The sequence below is a fragment of the Streptomyces sp. NPDC031111 genome (assembly GCF_055570675.1).
This window is the reverse complement of sequence record NZ_JBVIGS010000014.1, coordinates 170,435-186,039: the sequence shown is the minus strand read 5'-3', so window position 1 is coordinate 186,039 and position 15,605 is coordinate 170,435. Positions and strand designations below refer to the sequence as shown.

Below are 15,605 nucleotides of genomic sequence, written 5' to 3'. Positions count from 1 at the left end.
GCTCACTTCTCCGCCGGTTCGCTCGCCTTCCTCGCCCGGGCGTTGAACTCGGCCACATTGCGCTGGTGTTCCGCGTAGTCGGCCGTGAAGCGGGTGTCGCCCGGCTTGACGGTGACGAAGTAGAGCCAGTCGCCCGGGGTCGGGTTGATCGCGGCGCGCACCGCGTCCTCACCGGGGTTGTCGATGGGGGTCGGGGGCAGCCCCATGCGTTCGTAGGAGTTGTACGGGCTGTCGACCTGGGTGTCGGCCTCCGTCGTGCGCGGCGTCGCGCGGCCCAGGGCGTAGTTGACGGTGGAGTCCATCTGGAGCGGCATCCCGCGCTCCAGCCGGTTGAAGATCACCCGGGCCACCTTGCCCATGTCGGCCTTGGTGGCCGCCTCCGCCTGGACGATGCTCGCGACGGTGACCGCCTGGTAGACGTTCATCGCGTTGCGCTGGGCACCGGCGGCGATCGGGGCTCCGTTGAACTTCTTGTTGGCGGTGTCGACCATGCGCGCCAGCAGTTTCTGCGGGGTCGCCGTCTCCGGCAGCGGATAGGTCGCCGGGAAGAGGTAGCCCTCCGGATTGCCCTCGGCCTCGTTCGGCAGCTTCAGGTTCGCCTGGGCCAGGGACTTCTTCGTGGTGCCCGCGGGCAGGTCGAGGGTCTTGTCGACGGCGGCGTACACCTGGCTCGCCCGCCAGCCCTCCGGGACCACCAGGGTCGTGGGGCGGGGCTCGTCGCCGCCGTCAATGATCAGCAGCGGCACCGCCACGGCGGTGCCGGCCACGACGGCCCCGAGCGTCGCGAGGGCCAGCCGGCCCCGGCGCGTCAGTCGGATCGTGCTCCGTGACGGAGTGTTCGTCTGCATGCGGGCACGGTAACCCGCATACCGTCATAAATCCGGCATATCTTCATTTTGTCGGTTCGAGTTGGGCGTCCCGGCGTACCAGGGCCGCATAGCGTCCGCCCCGCTCCAACAGCTCCTCGTGCGTACCGCGTTCGACCGCCCGGCCGGAGTCGAGCACCACGATCTGGTCGGCACTCCGAACGGTGGACAGGCGGTGGGCGATGGTGACGGTGGTGCGGTCGGCCGACAGCGCGTCGATGGCCGCCTGCACCGCCGCCTCGGTGCGGGTGTCCAGGGCACTGGTGGCCTCGTCGAGCACCAGCACCGGCGGGTCGCGCAGGATGGTGCGGGCGATGGCCAGGCGCTGCTTCTCGCCGCCGGAGAACCGGTGACCGCGCTCGCCCACCACCGTGTCGTACCCGTCGGGCAGGGCGGCGATGTGGTCGTGGATCTGGGCCGCCGCGGCCGCCGCGTACAGCTCCTCGTCGGTGGCGTCGGGCTTGGCGAAGCGCAGGTTCTCGGCGACCGAGGCGTGGAAGAGGTACGTCTCCTGCGAGACGACGCCCACCGCGCGGGCCAGCGTGTCGAAGTCGAGGTCTCGGACGTCGACGCCGTCGAGCGTGACCCGGCCGCCGGTGACGTCGTAGAGCCGCGGCACGAGGTGGCCGAGCGTGGACTTGCCGGCGCCGGTCGACCCGACGACGGCGAGGCTGCCGCCCGGGGGGACGGTGATGTCGATGCCGTCGAGGACGGGGCCGCTCTTGTCGTCGTAGCCGAAGGTGACGTTCTCGAAGCGGACCTCGCCCTTGACGCGCTCGAGGCGCACCGGGTCCTCGCGCTCGGTGATGTCGATCGGGAGGTCGAGGTACTCGAAGATGCGCTGGAAGAGCGCGAGCGAGGTCTGGATCTGGACGCCCGTGGACAGCAGGCTCACGGCCGGTCGGAACAGGCCCTGCTGGAGCGAGACGAAGGCGACGATGGTGCCGATGGACACCTCGGGGCCTCCCATTTGGAGGGCGATGCCGGCCGTCCAGTAGATGACCGCCGGCATGGCGGCCATGACGATCGTGATGACGGCCATGCGCCAGCGGCCGGCCATGTTGGACCGCACCTCCAGGTCGACCAGGCGCTCGGACTCGTCGGCGAAGGCGCCGGTCAGGGAGTCGGAGCGGCCCATGGTCCGGCCGAGCAGGATGCCGCTGACCGAGAGCGACTCGGTGACCGTGGCGGCCATCGCGGCCATCTGCTTCTGGCGCTGGGTGGTGATTCTCTTGCGCTCGTTGCCCACCCGGCGGCTGATCCAGACGAACAGCGGCAGCAGGACCAGCGACACGACGGTCAGCCGCCAGTCGAGCGCCAGCATCGCGACGACGGTGGCGACCACGCTGGTGAGGTTGGAGACCAGGGAGGTCGCCGTGGACGTCACGGTGGCCTGCATGCCGCCGATGTCGTTGGCGATGCGGGACTGGACCTCGCCGGTGCGGGTGCGGGTGAAGAAGGCGAGCGACATGCGCTGGAGCCGGCCGTAGACGGCGGTGCGCAGGTCGTGCATCACGCGCTGGCCGACGGTGGTCGAGATCAGGGTCTGGAGCACGCCGAAGACGCTGGTGAGGACCGCGCTGAGGATCATGCCGAGCGCCAGCAGGCTGAGCAGCCCGGTGCGGCCCTGGGGGATCGCGACGTCGAGGACGGCCTTCAGCAGGAACGGGGTGGCGACCGAGACGAGCGACGCGGCACCGACGAGCAGGCCGACGATCGCGAGGCGCCCCCGGTAGGGACGGAAGAGCTTCAGGATGCGCCGCACCTGCCGGGGTTGCTCCTTGCCGCCGGCAGGCGGGGTCCAGGCGGGTTCGTGGTCGGGGTGCATGGTCTCCTTCGGGACGGTGACGGGGTCGAAGGGCGGGCGGGAGCCCACCATCCCTCATTGTTACCTATGCTCACAATGAACGGCATCCTGATATTGTTCCCGCATGACCGCCCCCGACCCCGACGGCCTGCTGGCCGAGCAGCTGCTGCGGCTGACCCGCCGGGTGCACCGCATCCAGAAGCGCCATCTGGAGCGGAGCGACCTCGGCATCACCCCCGCCCAGTCCCGGCTGCTGCGCACCCTGGCGCACTACGGCTCGCCGCCCCGTATGGCCGATCTGGCCGAGCGGCTCGAGGTGGTCCCCCGGGCCGTCACGACGCTGGTCGACGGGCTGGAGGCGAACGGCAAGGTGCGGCGGGTTCCGGATCCGGCCAACCGGCGGGTCATCCGGATCGAGCTCACCGAGGACGGGCGCGCGGCGCTGCGGGAACTGCGTGCCGCGCGCCGGGCCGCGGCCCAGGAGATCCTGGCCCCGCTGGCGGACGAACAGCGCCAGACGCTGGGCGAGTTGCTGGACACCCTGATCGACGGATCGGCCGTGCCCCGGTGCGACGACGCGTCGGGGCGCCCCGTGTGACGTGACGGTCCGGCGGTGCCGGACGTCCGTGCCGCCGGTTCTGTGCGGTGGCGTGGAAAACCGTTTGCCTCCCGGTACGCGGCGGCGTCAACCTGTCACGGTTTGCTGCCTCCGCGCGGAGGGCGCGCAGGCATGCCCGCGCTCCCCCTCCACCTCTCCCCCCACCGCTTCCCGTATCCGCCTCCCCTGATCCGAGCCACTGGGACGTCATGCAGATTCAAGACCTTCCGTTTCCCGACCCGGGTGTGCCCGACGCCCGCTCGGGTCCCCGATTCCTGTGGTGGCTCTTCCGGAACCAGCTGTCCGGGCAGCTCAAGTCACTGGCCTGGGGCCTGCTGCACTTCACCTCCGTCGCCTCGCTGCCCTTCTGCGTCGGCGTCGCCGTCGAGGCCGCGGTCGACCGCTCCGGCGGCCGGCTCGCCCTGGCCGGGGGCCTGCTGGCCCTGGCCTGCGCGGGCAACGCGATCGGCGACACCTTCCTGCACCGCGCCGCCGTCACCAACTGGATCACCGCCGCCGCCCGCGTCCAGCAGCTGCTGGCCCGCAGGGCCGCGACGCTGGGCTCGGCGCTGACCCGGCGCGTCGCCGCCGGTGAGGTCGTGGCGGTGTCCACCGGTGACGTCGAGAAGATCGGCTGGTTCGTGGAGGCCCTGTCGCGGTTCACCGCGGCGGCCGTCACCATCGTGCTGGTCTGCGTCGGCCTGGTCGTCTACGAGCCGGCGCTCGGTGTCGTCGTCGCCGTGGGACTGCCCGTACTGGCGATCGCGGTGCTGCCGCTGCTGCCCCGCGCCACCCGGCGGGCGGACACCCAGCGCGAGAAGGCCGGCCGGGCCACCGAGCTCGCCTCGGACACGGTCGCCGGGCTGCGCGTGCTGCGGGGCATCGGCGGTGAGGAACTGTTCCTCGACCGCTACCGCAGCGCCTCCCAGGAGGTCCGCCACGCCGCCGTGCGCAGCGCGCGGATGTGGTCCCTGATCGCCGCCATCCAGGTGGCCCTGCCGGGGCTCCTGCTGATCACCGTGGTCTGGTACGGCGTCCACCTCGCCCGCGAGGGCCGGATCGGCGTCGGCGAACTGGTCACCGTGTACAGCTCGGTCATGGTGCTCACGTACCCGCTGCGGCACTTCGAGGAGATCGCGATGGCGTACTCCTTCTCGCGTCCCTCGGCCAAGCGGGCCGCGCGCGTGCTGTCGCTGGAACGGGCCACGGACACCACGGGGTCCCGCGCCGCCGAGATCCCGGCCGGGGACCTGTACGACCCGGAGACCGGTCTGCTCGCCCCCGCCGGCCGGTTCACCGCCGTGGTGTGCGGGGATCCGGACGCGGCGGGACGGCTGGCCGAACGGCTCGGCGGGCACGCGCCGGAACCGGGCACCTCTGTGCTGCTCGGCGGGGTGCCGCTCGACGAACTGCCGCTGGACTCCGCGCGCCGGGCCGTCCTCGTACAGGACAAGGACCCGGTGCTGCTCTCCGGCACCCTGCGCGAACTGCTCGACGTGCCCGCGTCCGGCGCGGTCGACGCGGGCGACGCGCTGGACGCCGCGCAGTGCGGGGACGTGCTGGCGGCGCTGGTGCAGGGCTCGGTGGACGCCGACGACCCGATGGACGCCCGGATCACCGAACGGGGGCGGTCCCTGTCCGGCGGCCAGCGGCAGCGGCTCGCGCTGGCCCGGTCGCTGGTCACGGACCCGGAGGTGCTCGTCCTGGACGAGCCGACCTCGGCCGTCGACTCGCACACCGAGGCCCGTGTCGCCCAGGGTGTGCGCGCACTGCGGGCGCGGCGCACCACCGTGGTGTTCACCTCGTCCCCGCTGCTGCTGGACCGCGCCGACCGCGTGGTGTTCCTGCACCACGGCACCGTCGCGGCGGTCGGCGACCATCGCGAACTCGTGCGCACCGAGCCCCGGTACCGGGCCGTGGTGACGCGCGAGACCGAGGACGAGGCCGCGCTCGGCGAGGGCGTGGGCGAGGACGGGGCCGTGCGGGACGACGAGGTCCTGCACCGGCTGGAAGAACTGGAAGAGATCGAGGAGACAGCATGATCGGCGTGGCGCCACCGGCCTACGACCCGGCGGCCCCGACCGCGGCCAGCACGCTGCCCGTGGGTGCGCCCGCGACCGTCCGCGCCTACGTGACCGAGCTGCTGCGCAGACACCGGCGCGCCTTCGCGCTGCTGATCACCGTGAACACGGTCGCCGTGGTCGCCTCGATGGTGGGCCCCTATCTGCTGGGCGGACTCGTCGAGCGGGTCTCGGACCGGGAGCGGGAGCTCCATCTGGGGCTCACGGTCACACTGTTCGTGCTCGCGCTGGCCGTCCAGGCGGTGTTCGTCCGTCAGGTCCGGCTGCGCGGGGCCATGCTGGGCGAGCGGATGCTGGCCGATCTGCGCGAGGACTTCCTGGTGCGATCGGTCGGGCTGCCGCCGGGCGTGCTGGAACGGGCCGGCACGGGTGATCTGCTCTCGCGGATCACCACCGACATCGACCGGCTGGGCAACGCCATGCGCGAGGCCGTGCCCCAGCTGGCCATCGGCGTGGTGTGGGCGGTGCTGCTGCTGGGCGGACTGGTGGTCACGGCGCCCGAGCTGGCCCCGGCCGTGCTGCTCGCCGTGCCGCTGCTGGTGGCCGGCTGCCGCTGGTACTTCCGGCGGGCGCCGGCCGCCTACCGCTCGGAGGCCGCCGGGTACGCCGCCGTGGCGGCCTCGCTCGCCGAGACCGTGGACGCGGGGCGGACCGTGGAGGCGCACCGCCTCGGCACGCGCCGGGTGGCCCTGTCGGACCAGCGGGTCAAGGAGTGGACCGCCTGGGAGCGCTACACCCTCTGGCTGCGGTCGGTGCTCTTCCCCGTCGTCAACATCACCCATGTGACCGTGCTCGGCTCGGTGCTGATGATCGGCGGAGTGTTCGTGCTGGAGGGCTGGATCGGTGTCGGCCAGCTGACGACGGGTGCGCTGATCGCGCAGATGCTCGTGGACCCGGTGGGGCTGATCCTGCGCTGGTACGACGAGCTGCAAGTGGCGCAGGTGTCGCTGGCCCGGCTGGTGGGGGTCCGGGACATCGAGCCCGACGCCGGTGACGCGGGTCTGGCCCCCGAGGGGCGCAGGGTGCACGCGGACAAGGTGCACTTCGGCTACCGGGAGGGCGTGGACGTCCTGCGCAAGGTGTCCCTGGAGGTCGCCCCCGGGACCAGGCTGGCGCTGGTCGGCCCCTCGGGCGCGGGCAAGTCCACCCTGGGCCGGCTGCTCGCCGGGATCTACGCGCCCCGGGACGGCCGGGTCACCCTCGGCGACGCCGAACTGTCCCGGATGACCGCCGAGCGGGTCCGGGCCCATGTGGCCCTGGTCAACCAGGAGCACCACGTCTTCGTGGGCTCCCTGCGCGACAATCTGCGGCTCGCGAGGACCGACGCCGAGGACGCCGAGCTGTGGGCGGCGCTCGGGGCGGTCGACGCGGACGGCTGGGCGCGTGCGCTCGACGACGGCCTGGACACCGAGGTCGGCTCCGGCGGGTTCGCGCTGACCCCGGCCCAGGCCCAGCAGATCGCGCTGGCCCGGCTGGTGCTGGCCGACCCGCACACGCTGGTGCTGGACGAGGCGACCTCGCTGCTCGACCCGCGTGCGGCGCGTCACCTGGAGCGCTCCCTGGCCCGGGTGCTGGACGGCCGGACGGTCGTCGCCATCGCGCACCGCCTGCACACCGCCCACGACGCGGACGTCATCGCCGTGGTGGAGGACGGCCGCATCAGCGAACTCGGCAGCCACGACGACCTGGTCGCGGCGGACGGCGCGTACGCGGCACTGTGGCGCTCCTGGCACGGCTGAGCCGACCCGGCCGGAGGACGCCCCGGCGGGGCGGCCTCCGGCCGGGGTGACGCCGGCGGGCCGCTCCGCGGATCCGGGGTCCGATGCGGCCCCGGACCTCTGGGCGTTCCCGGAATCCGGCCGTCGGCGCGCGAGGGCTCGTCGTCCTTCATCACCGGCCGACCGATGCCGAGACCGGCGCGGACGAGATGGACCGGCCGGTCGGGCCCCGGTAGAGCCGGCCGGAACCGCGATCCGGGGCCCCGCCTCCGCGGATCCGGGGTCCGATGCGGCCCCGGACCTCTGGGCGATCCTGGAATCCGGCCGTCGGCGCGCGGGCTCCCGTCGTCCTTCATCTGGTCGGGCCCCGGTGGGGCGGGACGGAAGTGCCGGGTCTCGCCGTGCGCCGCTGGGGGGCAGGTGGTGGGCCGGGGCCAGATGTCGCGGCTGTGGTGCGGCGGAACGTGGCTCGCTGCGATCGGGCGCCCGGGGTCGGCACCGGGGCGTCCGCGGGATGCCCCTTGCCTGTCCGGGCGCGGTGCCCGCGCGGGTGTGGCGTTGCGCGGTGGGGAGCTCCGGTGGAAGGCTGGAGTCAGGCACCGGCCCGGGGAGCACCCCGGCGGCGCCAGTGCCTCGTACAGGCGGCCCGGCGCGGGCCGCGGCGGGAACGGGCCCGTCCCCACCCCCTGGAGGTACCCGTGAACAGCGCCGACGGTTGGGGAGACGACGTCTACCAGCCCGACGCGTCCGAGGTTCAGGACGACGCCGGACTGCTCGACGCCGAGGACACCCTGGAGAACGACGGCGTCGCCGACCCCCTCGACCGGGGCTGGTCCCCTCCGGAGCGGCCGTGGGCCGTCGAGCACTACGGCGTGACGGCGGCGGAGCGCCACGAGGGCGAGACACTGGACCAGCGGCTCGCGGAGGAGACGCCCGATCTCGCCGCCGCCGACGGCGACGGCATCGGTGATTCCTCGGGCACCGACGGGGAACTCCTGGACAACGAGGTCGGTGCCGCCCGCTCCGGCCGGCTGGTGGCCCCCGACGAAGGGGCGCACGAGGACGACGAGGAGGCCCTGGTCGCCATGGACGTCGGCATCGACGGCGCGGCCGCCTCCGCCGAGGAGGCCGCCGTGCACGTGGTCGACGAGGACAACCTGCCGGGCTGACCCCGAGGAGCACTCATGCAGCAGGACAAGCACCCCGACTACCACCCGGTCGTCTTCCGTGACCGTGCCGCCGGTTACGCCTTCCTCACCCGGTCCACCGCTACCAGCGAGCAGACCATCGAGTGGGACGACGGCGAGACCTACCCGGTGGTGGAGGTGGAGATCTCCTCGGAGAGCCACCCGTTCTACACGGGCAGGGCCCGGACCGTGGACACGGAGGGCCGCGTCGCCCGCTTCGAGCGCCGGTACGGCGGTGACGGCTCCGGCTGAGTCGGGGAACCGCGCGGTCCTCAGATCACGTTGAGCGCCGCCGCGCAGCCCACCCCGCCCAGCAGCATGAACGCCGGCATCAGCACCTTCAGCTCCACCCAGCTGCCGGCCCGGAACCGCATCGCCTTCGGCGGGCCGATCGGGTACCAGCGCTTGCGGCCCACCGGTATGGGCCACAGGATCGGGCAGCCGGAGACGGTCAGCGCGTCGCCGATGTCGTGCACCAGCGCGCCCAGGACGATCGGCAGGCCCAGCCACAGATACTCCTGGCCCGGCTCGGTGAACAGCCAGTCGGCGCCGTTGCCCGGCTGGTCCAGGACACCCGCGAGGATCCAGGCGCTGGTCGCCGCCAGCAGCCACACCAGGACGTCGCTGCTGGAACCCCGCGTCGCCCGCCACAGCAGGCCCTCGATGGCCAGCACCATGTGCACGAAGAGGATGGCCAGCACCGCCCAGCGGCCGCCGGTGATCGCCAGGACCGCGGTGCCGGCGCCGATGAGGACGGCCCAGAGCCAGGTGTGCGTGAGGGTGCGGTGACCGCCGGAGCGGCGAGGGTCGCCCTGCTTCCTGGTGGCCTTGTAGACGGCGTACGACAGCTTGTCGACGATCTCGCACAGCCAGCGGGACAGGGGACCGAAGGCCCGCGAGATGGTGGCCGCCTTGTGGTCCAGGTCCGGGGCGAGCGCGGCGCCGGCGCAGATCAGGGCGCCGACCAGGAGAACGGGCCAGGGCATGGCATGTCCGGCCGCGGCCGTCGCCGCACCGACCCCGAGCCAGGCCGCGGCGCCCGACAGTGAGTGTGCTGGTCCCATCATCGCCGTTGCCCGCCCCATTTCTCGTTCGCCGCTGTCCAGTTGACCGGGCGCGTTGACGCTCCGCCGGCGACACAGCGTAGCGTTCGCGATCTTCCCGCCCGCAGCCGATTCCCGCATCGGGCGGGTGGGCAGGCAAGATGGGGGCGTGACCCTCATCGATCAGCTGCCGCCGACCGCCGACCCCGACGCCCTCTACGAAGCCTTCGAGTCGTGGGCCCAGGAGCGCGGTCTCACGCTCTATCCCCACCAGGAGGAGGCGCTGATCGAGGTGGTCTCGGGGGCGAACGTGATCGTGTCGACCCCCACGGGCTCCGGCAAGAGCATGATCGCGGCGGCCGCGCACTTCGCCGCCCTGGCGCGCGACGAGGTCACCTTCTACACGGCGCCCATCAAGGCCCTGGTGTCGGAGAAGTTCTTCGAGCTGTGCAAGATCTTCGGCACGGAGAACGTCGGCATGCTCACGGGCGACGCTTCCGTCAACGCCGACGCCCCGGTCATCTGCTGCACGGCCGAGGTGCTGGCGTCGATCGCGCTGCGCGACGGCAGGGACGCGGATGTGGGCCAGGTCGTGATGGACGAGTTCCACTTCTACGCGGAAGGGGACCGCGGCTGGGCCTGGCAGATCCCGCTGCTGGAGCTGCCGCAGGCGCAGTTCGTGCTGATGTCGGCGACGCTCGGCGACGTGTCCTTCTTCGAGAAGGACCTCACCCGGCGCACCGGCCGCCCCACCGCCGTGGTCCGCTCGGCCACGCGCCCCGTGCCGCTGTCCTACGAGTACCGGTACACGCCGCTCACCGAGACGCTCACGGATCTCCTCGAGACCCGGCAGGCGCCGGTCTACATCGTGCACTTCACGCAGGCGCAGGCGGTGGAGCGGGCGCAGGCGCTGATGAGCATCAACATGTGCACGCGCGAGGAGAAGGACCGGATCGCCGAGCTCATCGGCAACTTCCGTTTCACCACCAAGTTCGGCCGCAATCTGTCCCGTTACGTCCGGCACGGCATCGGTGTGCATCATGCCGGCATGCTGCCCAAGTACCGGCGGCTGGTGGAGAAGCTGGCGCAGGCGGGACTGTTGAAGGTCATCTGCGGCACGGACACGCTCGGTGTGGGCGTCAACGTCCCCATCCGCACGGTGCTGTTCACGGCCCTGACCAAGTACGACGGCAACCGCGTGCGCACGCTGCGGGCCCGTGAGTTCCACCAGATCGCGGGCCGCGCCGGACGAGCCGGCTTCGACACCGAGGGCTTCGTGGTGGCGCAGGCGCCCGAGCACGTCATCGAGAACGAGAAGGCGCTGGCGAAGGCCGGCGACGACCCGAAGAAGCGCCGCAAGGTGGTGCGCAAGAAGGCGCCCGAGGGCTTCGTCGCCTGGAGCGAGCAGACCTTCGAGAAGCTCATCGCCTCCGAGCCGGAGCCGCTGACCTCCCGCTTCCGGGTCACGCACACCATGCTGCTGTCGGTGATCGCCCGGCCCGGCAACGCCTTCGAGGCGATGCGACGGCTGCTGGAGGACAACCACGAGCCCCGCAAGCAGCAGCTCCGGCACATCCGGCGGGCGATCGCCATCTACCGTTCGCTGCTGGACGGCGGCATCGTCGAGAAGCTCGACCGGCCGGACGCCGAGGGCCGCATCGTCCGCCTGACCGTGGACCTCCAGCAGGACTTCGCACTGAACCAGCCGCTGTCGACGTTCGCGCTGGCCGCGTTCGAGTTGCTGGACCCCGAGTCGCCGTCGTACGCGCTGGACATGGTGTCCGTGGTGGAGTCCACCCTGGACGATCCGCGGCAGATCCTCGCCGCGCAGCAGAACAAGGCGCGCGGCGAGGCGGTCGCCGCGATGAAGGCCGACGGTGTGGAGTACGAGGAGCGCATGGAGCGGCTCCAGGACGTCACCTACCCGAAGCCGCTGGAGGAGCTCCTCTTCCAGGCGTACAACACCTACCGCAAGAGCCACCCCTGGGTCGGTGACCATCCGCTGTCGCCGAAGTCCGTGATCCGCGACATGTACGAGCGGGCGCTGTCCTTCACGGAGTTGGTGTCCCACTACGAGCTGGCGCGCACCGAGGGCATCGTGCTGCGCTACCTCGCGAGCGCGTACAAGGCGCTGGAGCACACCGTCCCGGACGACCTGAAGTCGGAGGACCTGGAGGATCTGATCGCCTGGCTGGGCGAGATGGTGCGCCAGGTCGACTCCAGTCTGCTGGACGAGTGGGAGCAGCTGGCCAACCCGGAGGAGATGACCGCCGAGGAGGCCCAGGAGAAGGCCGACCAGGTCAAGCCGGTCACCGCCAACGCCCGCGCCTTCCGGGTCCTCGTCCGCAACGCCATGTTCCGCCGGGTCGAACTCGCCGCCCTCGACCAGGTGGACGAGCTGGGCGAGCTGGACGCCGAGTCCGGCTGGGACGCCGGTGCCTGGGGCGAGGCGATGGACAAGTACTGGGACGAGTACGAGGAACTCGGCACCGGACCCGACGCCCGCGGACCGAAACTGCTGCTGATCGAGGAGGAGCCGGAGAACGGGCTGTGGCGGGTCCGGCAGATCTTCGACGACCCGAACGGCGATCACGACTGGGGCATCAGTGCCGAGGTCGACCTCACCGCCTCCGACGCGGAGGGCCGTGCGATCGTCCGGGTCACCGATGTCGGCCAGTTGTGAGCACAGGAGAATCCCACCCATGACGAATCCGGCCGAGAGCCTCGTCGCCCTGCTCGACCTGGAGCAGATCGAGGTCAACATCTTCCGTGGCCGCAGCCCGCAGGAGTCGCTCCAGCGGGTCTTCGGCGGCCAGGTGGCGGGCCAGGCACTGGTCGCCGCCGGCCGCACCACGGAGGGCGACCGCCCCGTGCACTCGCTGCACGCGTACTTCCTGCGTCCGGGCCGGCCCGGGGTGCCGATCGTGTACCAGGTCGAACGGGTGCGGGACGGCCGGTCGTTCACGACGCGACGGGTCACTGCGGTGCAGCAGGGCCGCACGATCTTCAATCTCACCGCCTCCTTCCACAAGCCTGAACAGGGGAGCTTCGAGCACCAGCTGCCGCCGGCCCGCGAGGTTCCGCATCCGGAGTCGCTGCCGACGGTCTCGGACGAGATCCGGGAGCACCTGGGCGCGCTGCCGGAGCAGTTGGAGCGCATGGCGCGCCGTCAGCCCTTCGACATCCGCTACGTGGACCGGCTGCGCTGGGAACCCGACGACGTCAAGGGCGCCGAGCCGCGCAGCGCGGTGTGGATGCGCGCGGTCGGCCCGCTCGGCGACGATCCGCTGGTGCACACCTGTGCCCTGACCTACGCCAGTGACATGACCCTCCTGGACGCCGTACGGATCCCGGTGGAGCCGCTGTGGGGGCCGCGCGGCTTCGACATGGCGTCGCTGGACCACGCGATGTGGTTCCACCGCCCGTTCCGCGCGGACGAGTGGTTCCTGTACGACCAGGAGTCGCCCATCGCCACGGGCGGACGGGGCCTCGCCCGGGGCCGGATCTACGACCTGGAGGGACGGATGCTGGTCTCCGTCGTCCAGGAGGGCCTGTTCCGGGCGCTGTAGATCACCGGTTTCCGCGCCGCCACCGGCCGAACAGGCCACGGCGTGTCCCGCGTGCCGGTTCGGCGGTCCGTGACGGTCGCCGCGCGGGTCCGGGACGGCGGGGAGCGGGGCGTGGCGCCGGCCGGTGCTGCCGTGCCTCCTCCGTCAGCCGGGTCAGATCGGCCCGCAGCCAGGCCACCTCGTCCGGGTCCCGGGCGGTCATCAGCTCCTGCGCGAGGTCGGCGGCCGGTGAGCCGGGCGCGCCGTGCGACGGCGGCGGGCGGCGGAACCGGTTGAGGTGGGAGCGGTCGTAGGGGTCCTTGACGGCATCGGACACATGCAGCGGGTCGAGCAGCGACGCCACGGCGCCGGCGCGGGACCAGGGGTCGTCGGACTCCCGGAGCATGAAGCCCAGCTGCCGGGTGCGCCAGTTGCGCGGACGCAGGTCGAGGCCGGTGTCGAGCTGGCCCCGGAGACTCTCCGGCGTGCGACCGGTCAGCAGCGGTGCGTTCCTGTCGTCGGCCGCGAACAGCCGTAGTTCCTCCGCCGGATAGAGCCAGACCACGGCGCGGTAGCGGTTGAAGTAGAACCTGACCGGCACCAGCAGGCCCAGCCTCGCCAGGCGGGTGAACCGGGCTTTCGTCACGCCGATGAGGGCCGCGCCCTCCGTGGTGCCCACGGTCCGAACGCTCCGGCGCAGCGCCTCGGGAAAGCCGGGCCCGGCGCGGAGCCGCTCGATCTCCGCCCGGGCGACCCGCCGGCCCCCTCCGCCGTCGCAGGGGGCCGTGCGGATGCGTCCCATGTGCACGGCGAGGTCGAACTCGGTGCGCTTGAGACCCAGTTCGCGGGCCGCGCGGCCCGTGCCCACCCAGGCGTCGCGTGGCGTCGTGGGTCGCTGGGCGGTGATGGTGACGTCGTGCGCGACGGTGTGCTGTCCGGACATGCTCGTCTCCCCCGTGTGGGCGGCCGGCGCCGGGTGCGCCCGCTCGGAAAAACCGTAGCCGCTCCGTCACTCTTCGTGGCGAGCCTGTGGATAACTCCGCAGCCGTAGACGAACCCGCAGGTCAGAGCTCTGTGCCTGGATCCGGCTGACGGGCGTCCACGTCCAGATGCTCGCCGACACGGTTGACCAGCAGCGTCATCTCGTACCCGATCTGACCGATGTCGGCCTCGGCCCCGCTGAGCACGCAGAGGCAGCTGCCGGTGCCGGCCGCGGTGACGAAGAGCACCGCGTCGTCGAACTCGATCATCGTCTGGCGCACGCCGCCCGCGCCGAAGTGCCGCCCCGAGCCCTTGGCGAGGCTGTGCAGTCCGGAGGACACGGCGGCGAGATGCTCCGCGTCCTCACGGCGCAGCCCCGTGCTCGCGCCCGTCACCAGCCCGTCGTTGGACAGGACCAGCGCGTGCCGTACGTGTTCGACGCGCTGGGTCAGGTCGTCCAGCAGCCAGTCGAGTCCCTGGTTCTGCGCCATGTCGTGTGTCTCCCCCTGGTCTTCCCCGTGGTGTTCCCCGTGCGTGGGGTTCCCTCCTGGCGGGAGGTCCCTCGCGTCAGCCTTCCCCACGACCGGGCGCCGGGCAAGGAGGACGGAGGGCATGGGGCGGAAGATGACCGAGGAAGGGTGGCGCGAGCCCGGATCCCGCGTCACCCCACCGAGTCGAGCAGCCGGGCGGTGTGCATGCGTCCGGCGTACTCGACGAGCCGGATCAGCACGTCCTTGCCCGAGTCGCGTTCGCGTGCGTCGCACAGCACGACGGGTGTCCCCGGGTCCAGGTCGAGCGCGCGGCAGACGTCCCCGGCGTCGTGACGCCGGGCTCCCGCGAAGCAGTTGACGGCGACCACGAACGGGATCCGCCGGTGCTCGAAGTAGTCCACCGCGGGGAAGCAGTCCTCCAGTCGCCGGGTGTCCGCGAGGACCACCGCGCCCAGGGCGCCCTGCGCGAGCTCGTCCCACAGGAACCAGAAGCGGTCCTGGCCCGGGGTGCCGAAGAGGTACAGGGAGAGTCCGGAGCGGATGGTGATGCGGCCGAAGTCCATGGCGACGGTCGTGGTGACCTTCTGGTCCACGCCGTCGGTGTCGTCCACCGCCGTACCGGCTTCGCTGAGCAGTTCCTCGGTACGCAGCGGGCGGATCTCGCTGACCGCGCCCACCAGGGTGGTCTTGCCCACGCCGAATCCGCCGGCGACCAGGATCTTCAGTGCCAGCGCGGCCGTCTCGCCGCCGGAGGCGTCGGACACGTCGGAGTGTTCAGGGACCATCGATCACTTCTCTCTGGAGTGCCGGCCGCGGTCGGCAGGGGGTACGGATGTGCGGCGTTCCGGTCCTGGGTGCGGTGCCGCCTACAGCGCCTTCAGACCGGCGATCACCTCGCGGAGAATGCGCTCGTCGGGCAGGTGGGCGGGCGGTACGGGGCGGCTCACGGTGACGCGGCCGCGTTCCAGCAGGTCGCCGAGGAGCACCCGGACCACGCCGACGGGCAGATCGGCGCCCGCGGCGAGTTCGGCGACCGACTGCGTCTCGGGCCGGCACAGGTCGATGAGGGCGCCGTGCTCCGGACCGAGCGCCGGGTCGTCGGCGCCGGGCGCGGCCGGGGTCAGGGTGACGAGGGCGATCAGGTCGAAGCGCACCCCGTTCGGGCCGGGCCTGGTGCGTCCGCCGGTCATGGCGTACGGCCGGACCAGGGGCCCTGCCTCGTGGTCGTACCACTGGCTGCCCCGCTCGCGCGGGACGCCCGTCGTGTCCTCGGTCATCGGCTCGG

Annotated in this window: 14 protein-coding genes; 7 read left to right on the top strand and 7 right to left on the bottom strand. The window is 72.2% G+C overall.

Annotated features, from left to right (window positions below; all coding sequences use genetic code 11):
- Positions 1-2: 2 nt before the first annotated feature.
- Together mltG and ACZ470_RS27285 are read right to left on the bottom strand one after the other, a co-directional pair.
- Positions 3-848 (bottom strand): endolytic transglycosylase MltG, encoded by an 846-nt coding sequence (gene mltG, locus ACZ470_RS27290; RefSeq protein ID WP_468431361.1) that lies wholly within the window; start codon positions 846-848, stop codon positions 3-5.
- 43 nt (positions 849-891) lie between these two features.
- On the bottom strand, positions 892-2,694 hold the full coding sequence (locus ACZ470_RS27285) for an ABC transporter ATP-binding protein (protein ID WP_468431448.1): 1,803 nt from the start codon (positions 2,692-2,694) through the stop codon (positions 892-894).
- Between the two features lie 103 nt (positions 2,695-2,797).
- Between ACZ470_RS27285 and ACZ470_RS27280 the strand changes: the two genes are divergently transcribed.
- The 5 genes from ACZ470_RS27280 to ACZ470_RS27260 all read left to right on the top strand — a co-directional run bounded on the left by ACZ470_RS27280 (position 2,798) and on the right by ACZ470_RS27260 (position 8,509).
- Complete coding sequence (locus ACZ470_RS27280; RefSeq protein WP_468431360.1) at positions 2,798-3,271, top strand: MarR family winged helix-turn-helix transcriptional regulator; 474 nt, start codon at positions 2,798-2,800, stop codon at positions 3,269-3,271.
- 209 nt (positions 3,272-3,480) lie between these two features.
- Positions 3,481-5,313 (top strand): ABC transporter ATP-binding protein, encoded by a 1,833-nt coding sequence (locus ACZ470_RS27275; RefSeq protein WP_468431358.1) that lies wholly within the window; start codon positions 3,481-3,483, stop codon positions 5,311-5,313.
- A complete protein-coding gene (locus tag ACZ470_RS27270; protein WP_468431356.1) occupies positions 5,310-7,091 on the top strand; it encodes an ABC transporter ATP-binding protein in 1,782 nt (593 codons plus the stop codon). Before ACZ470_RS27275 ends, ACZ470_RS27270 begins: the two co-directional genes overlap by 4 nt.
- 677 nt (positions 7,092-7,768) lie before the next feature.
- Complete coding sequence (locus ACZ470_RS27265; protein WP_468431354.1) at positions 7,769-8,239, top strand: DUF5709 domain-containing protein; 471 nt, start codon at positions 7,769-7,771, stop codon at positions 8,237-8,239.
- Between the two features lie 15 nt (positions 8,240-8,254).
- Positions 8,255-8,509 (top strand): type B 50S ribosomal protein L31, encoded by a 255-nt coding sequence (locus ACZ470_RS27260; protein ID WP_468431352.1) that lies wholly within the window; start codon positions 8,255-8,257, stop codon positions 8,507-8,509.
- A 20-nt stretch (positions 8,510-8,529) separates the two neighbouring features.
- Here the strand turns inward: ACZ470_RS27260 and ACZ470_RS27255 are convergent, their stop codons facing one another.
- Positions 8,530-9,324, bottom strand: a complete 795-nt coding sequence (locus ACZ470_RS27255) for a metal-dependent hydrolase (protein ID WP_468431350.1) — start codon at positions 9,322-9,324, stop codon at positions 8,530-8,532.
- 145 nt (positions 9,325-9,469) lie between these two features.
- Here ACZ470_RS27255 and ACZ470_RS27250 point away from each other — a divergent pair, with 145 nt between their 5' ends.
- Both ACZ470_RS27250 and ACZ470_RS27245 read left to right on the top strand, forming a co-directional pair.
- The gene (locus tag ACZ470_RS27250; protein WP_468431348.1) at positions 9,470-11,983 is read left to right on the top strand and encodes a DEAD/DEAH box helicase; all 2,514 of its coding nucleotides are present in this window, start codon (positions 9,470-9,472) and stop codon (positions 11,981-11,983) included.
- A 19-nt stretch (positions 11,984-12,002) separates the two neighbouring features.
- Positions 12,003-12,869 carry an acyl-CoA thioesterase gene (locus ACZ470_RS27245; protein ID WP_468431347.1) on the top strand — a complete coding sequence of 289 codons (867 nt, stop codon included), beginning with the start codon at positions 12,003-12,005 and terminating at the stop codon, positions 12,867-12,869.
- 1 nt (position 12,870) lies between these two features.
- On the opposite strand, the gene ACZ470_RS27240 is transcribed toward ACZ470_RS27245, so the two are convergent.
- From ACZ470_RS27240 to ACZ470_RS27225, 4 genes are all read right to left on the bottom strand, one after another.
- A complete protein-coding gene (locus ACZ470_RS27240; protein ID WP_468431345.1) occupies positions 12,871-13,791 on the bottom strand; it encodes a DUF6397 family protein in 921 nt (306 codons plus the stop codon).
- A gap of 121 nt (positions 13,792-13,912) precedes the next feature.
- Positions 13,913-14,320: a roadblock/LC7 domain-containing protein gene (locus tag ACZ470_RS27235; RefSeq protein ID WP_468431343.1), complete on the bottom strand. Its 408-nt coding sequence runs from the start codon at positions 14,318-14,320 to the stop codon at positions 13,913-13,915.
- A gap of 170 nt (positions 14,321-14,490) precedes the next feature.
- Positions 14,491-15,105 (bottom strand): GTP-binding protein, encoded by a 615-nt coding sequence (locus ACZ470_RS27230; protein ID WP_468431341.1) that lies wholly within the window; start codon positions 15,103-15,105, stop codon positions 14,491-14,493.
- Between the two features lie 81 nt (positions 15,106-15,186).
- Positions 15,187-15,597, bottom strand: a complete 411-nt coding sequence (locus ACZ470_RS27225; protein WP_468431339.1) for a DUF742 domain-containing protein — start codon at positions 15,595-15,597, stop codon at positions 15,187-15,189.
- Positions 15,598-15,605: the final 8 nt, after the last annotated feature.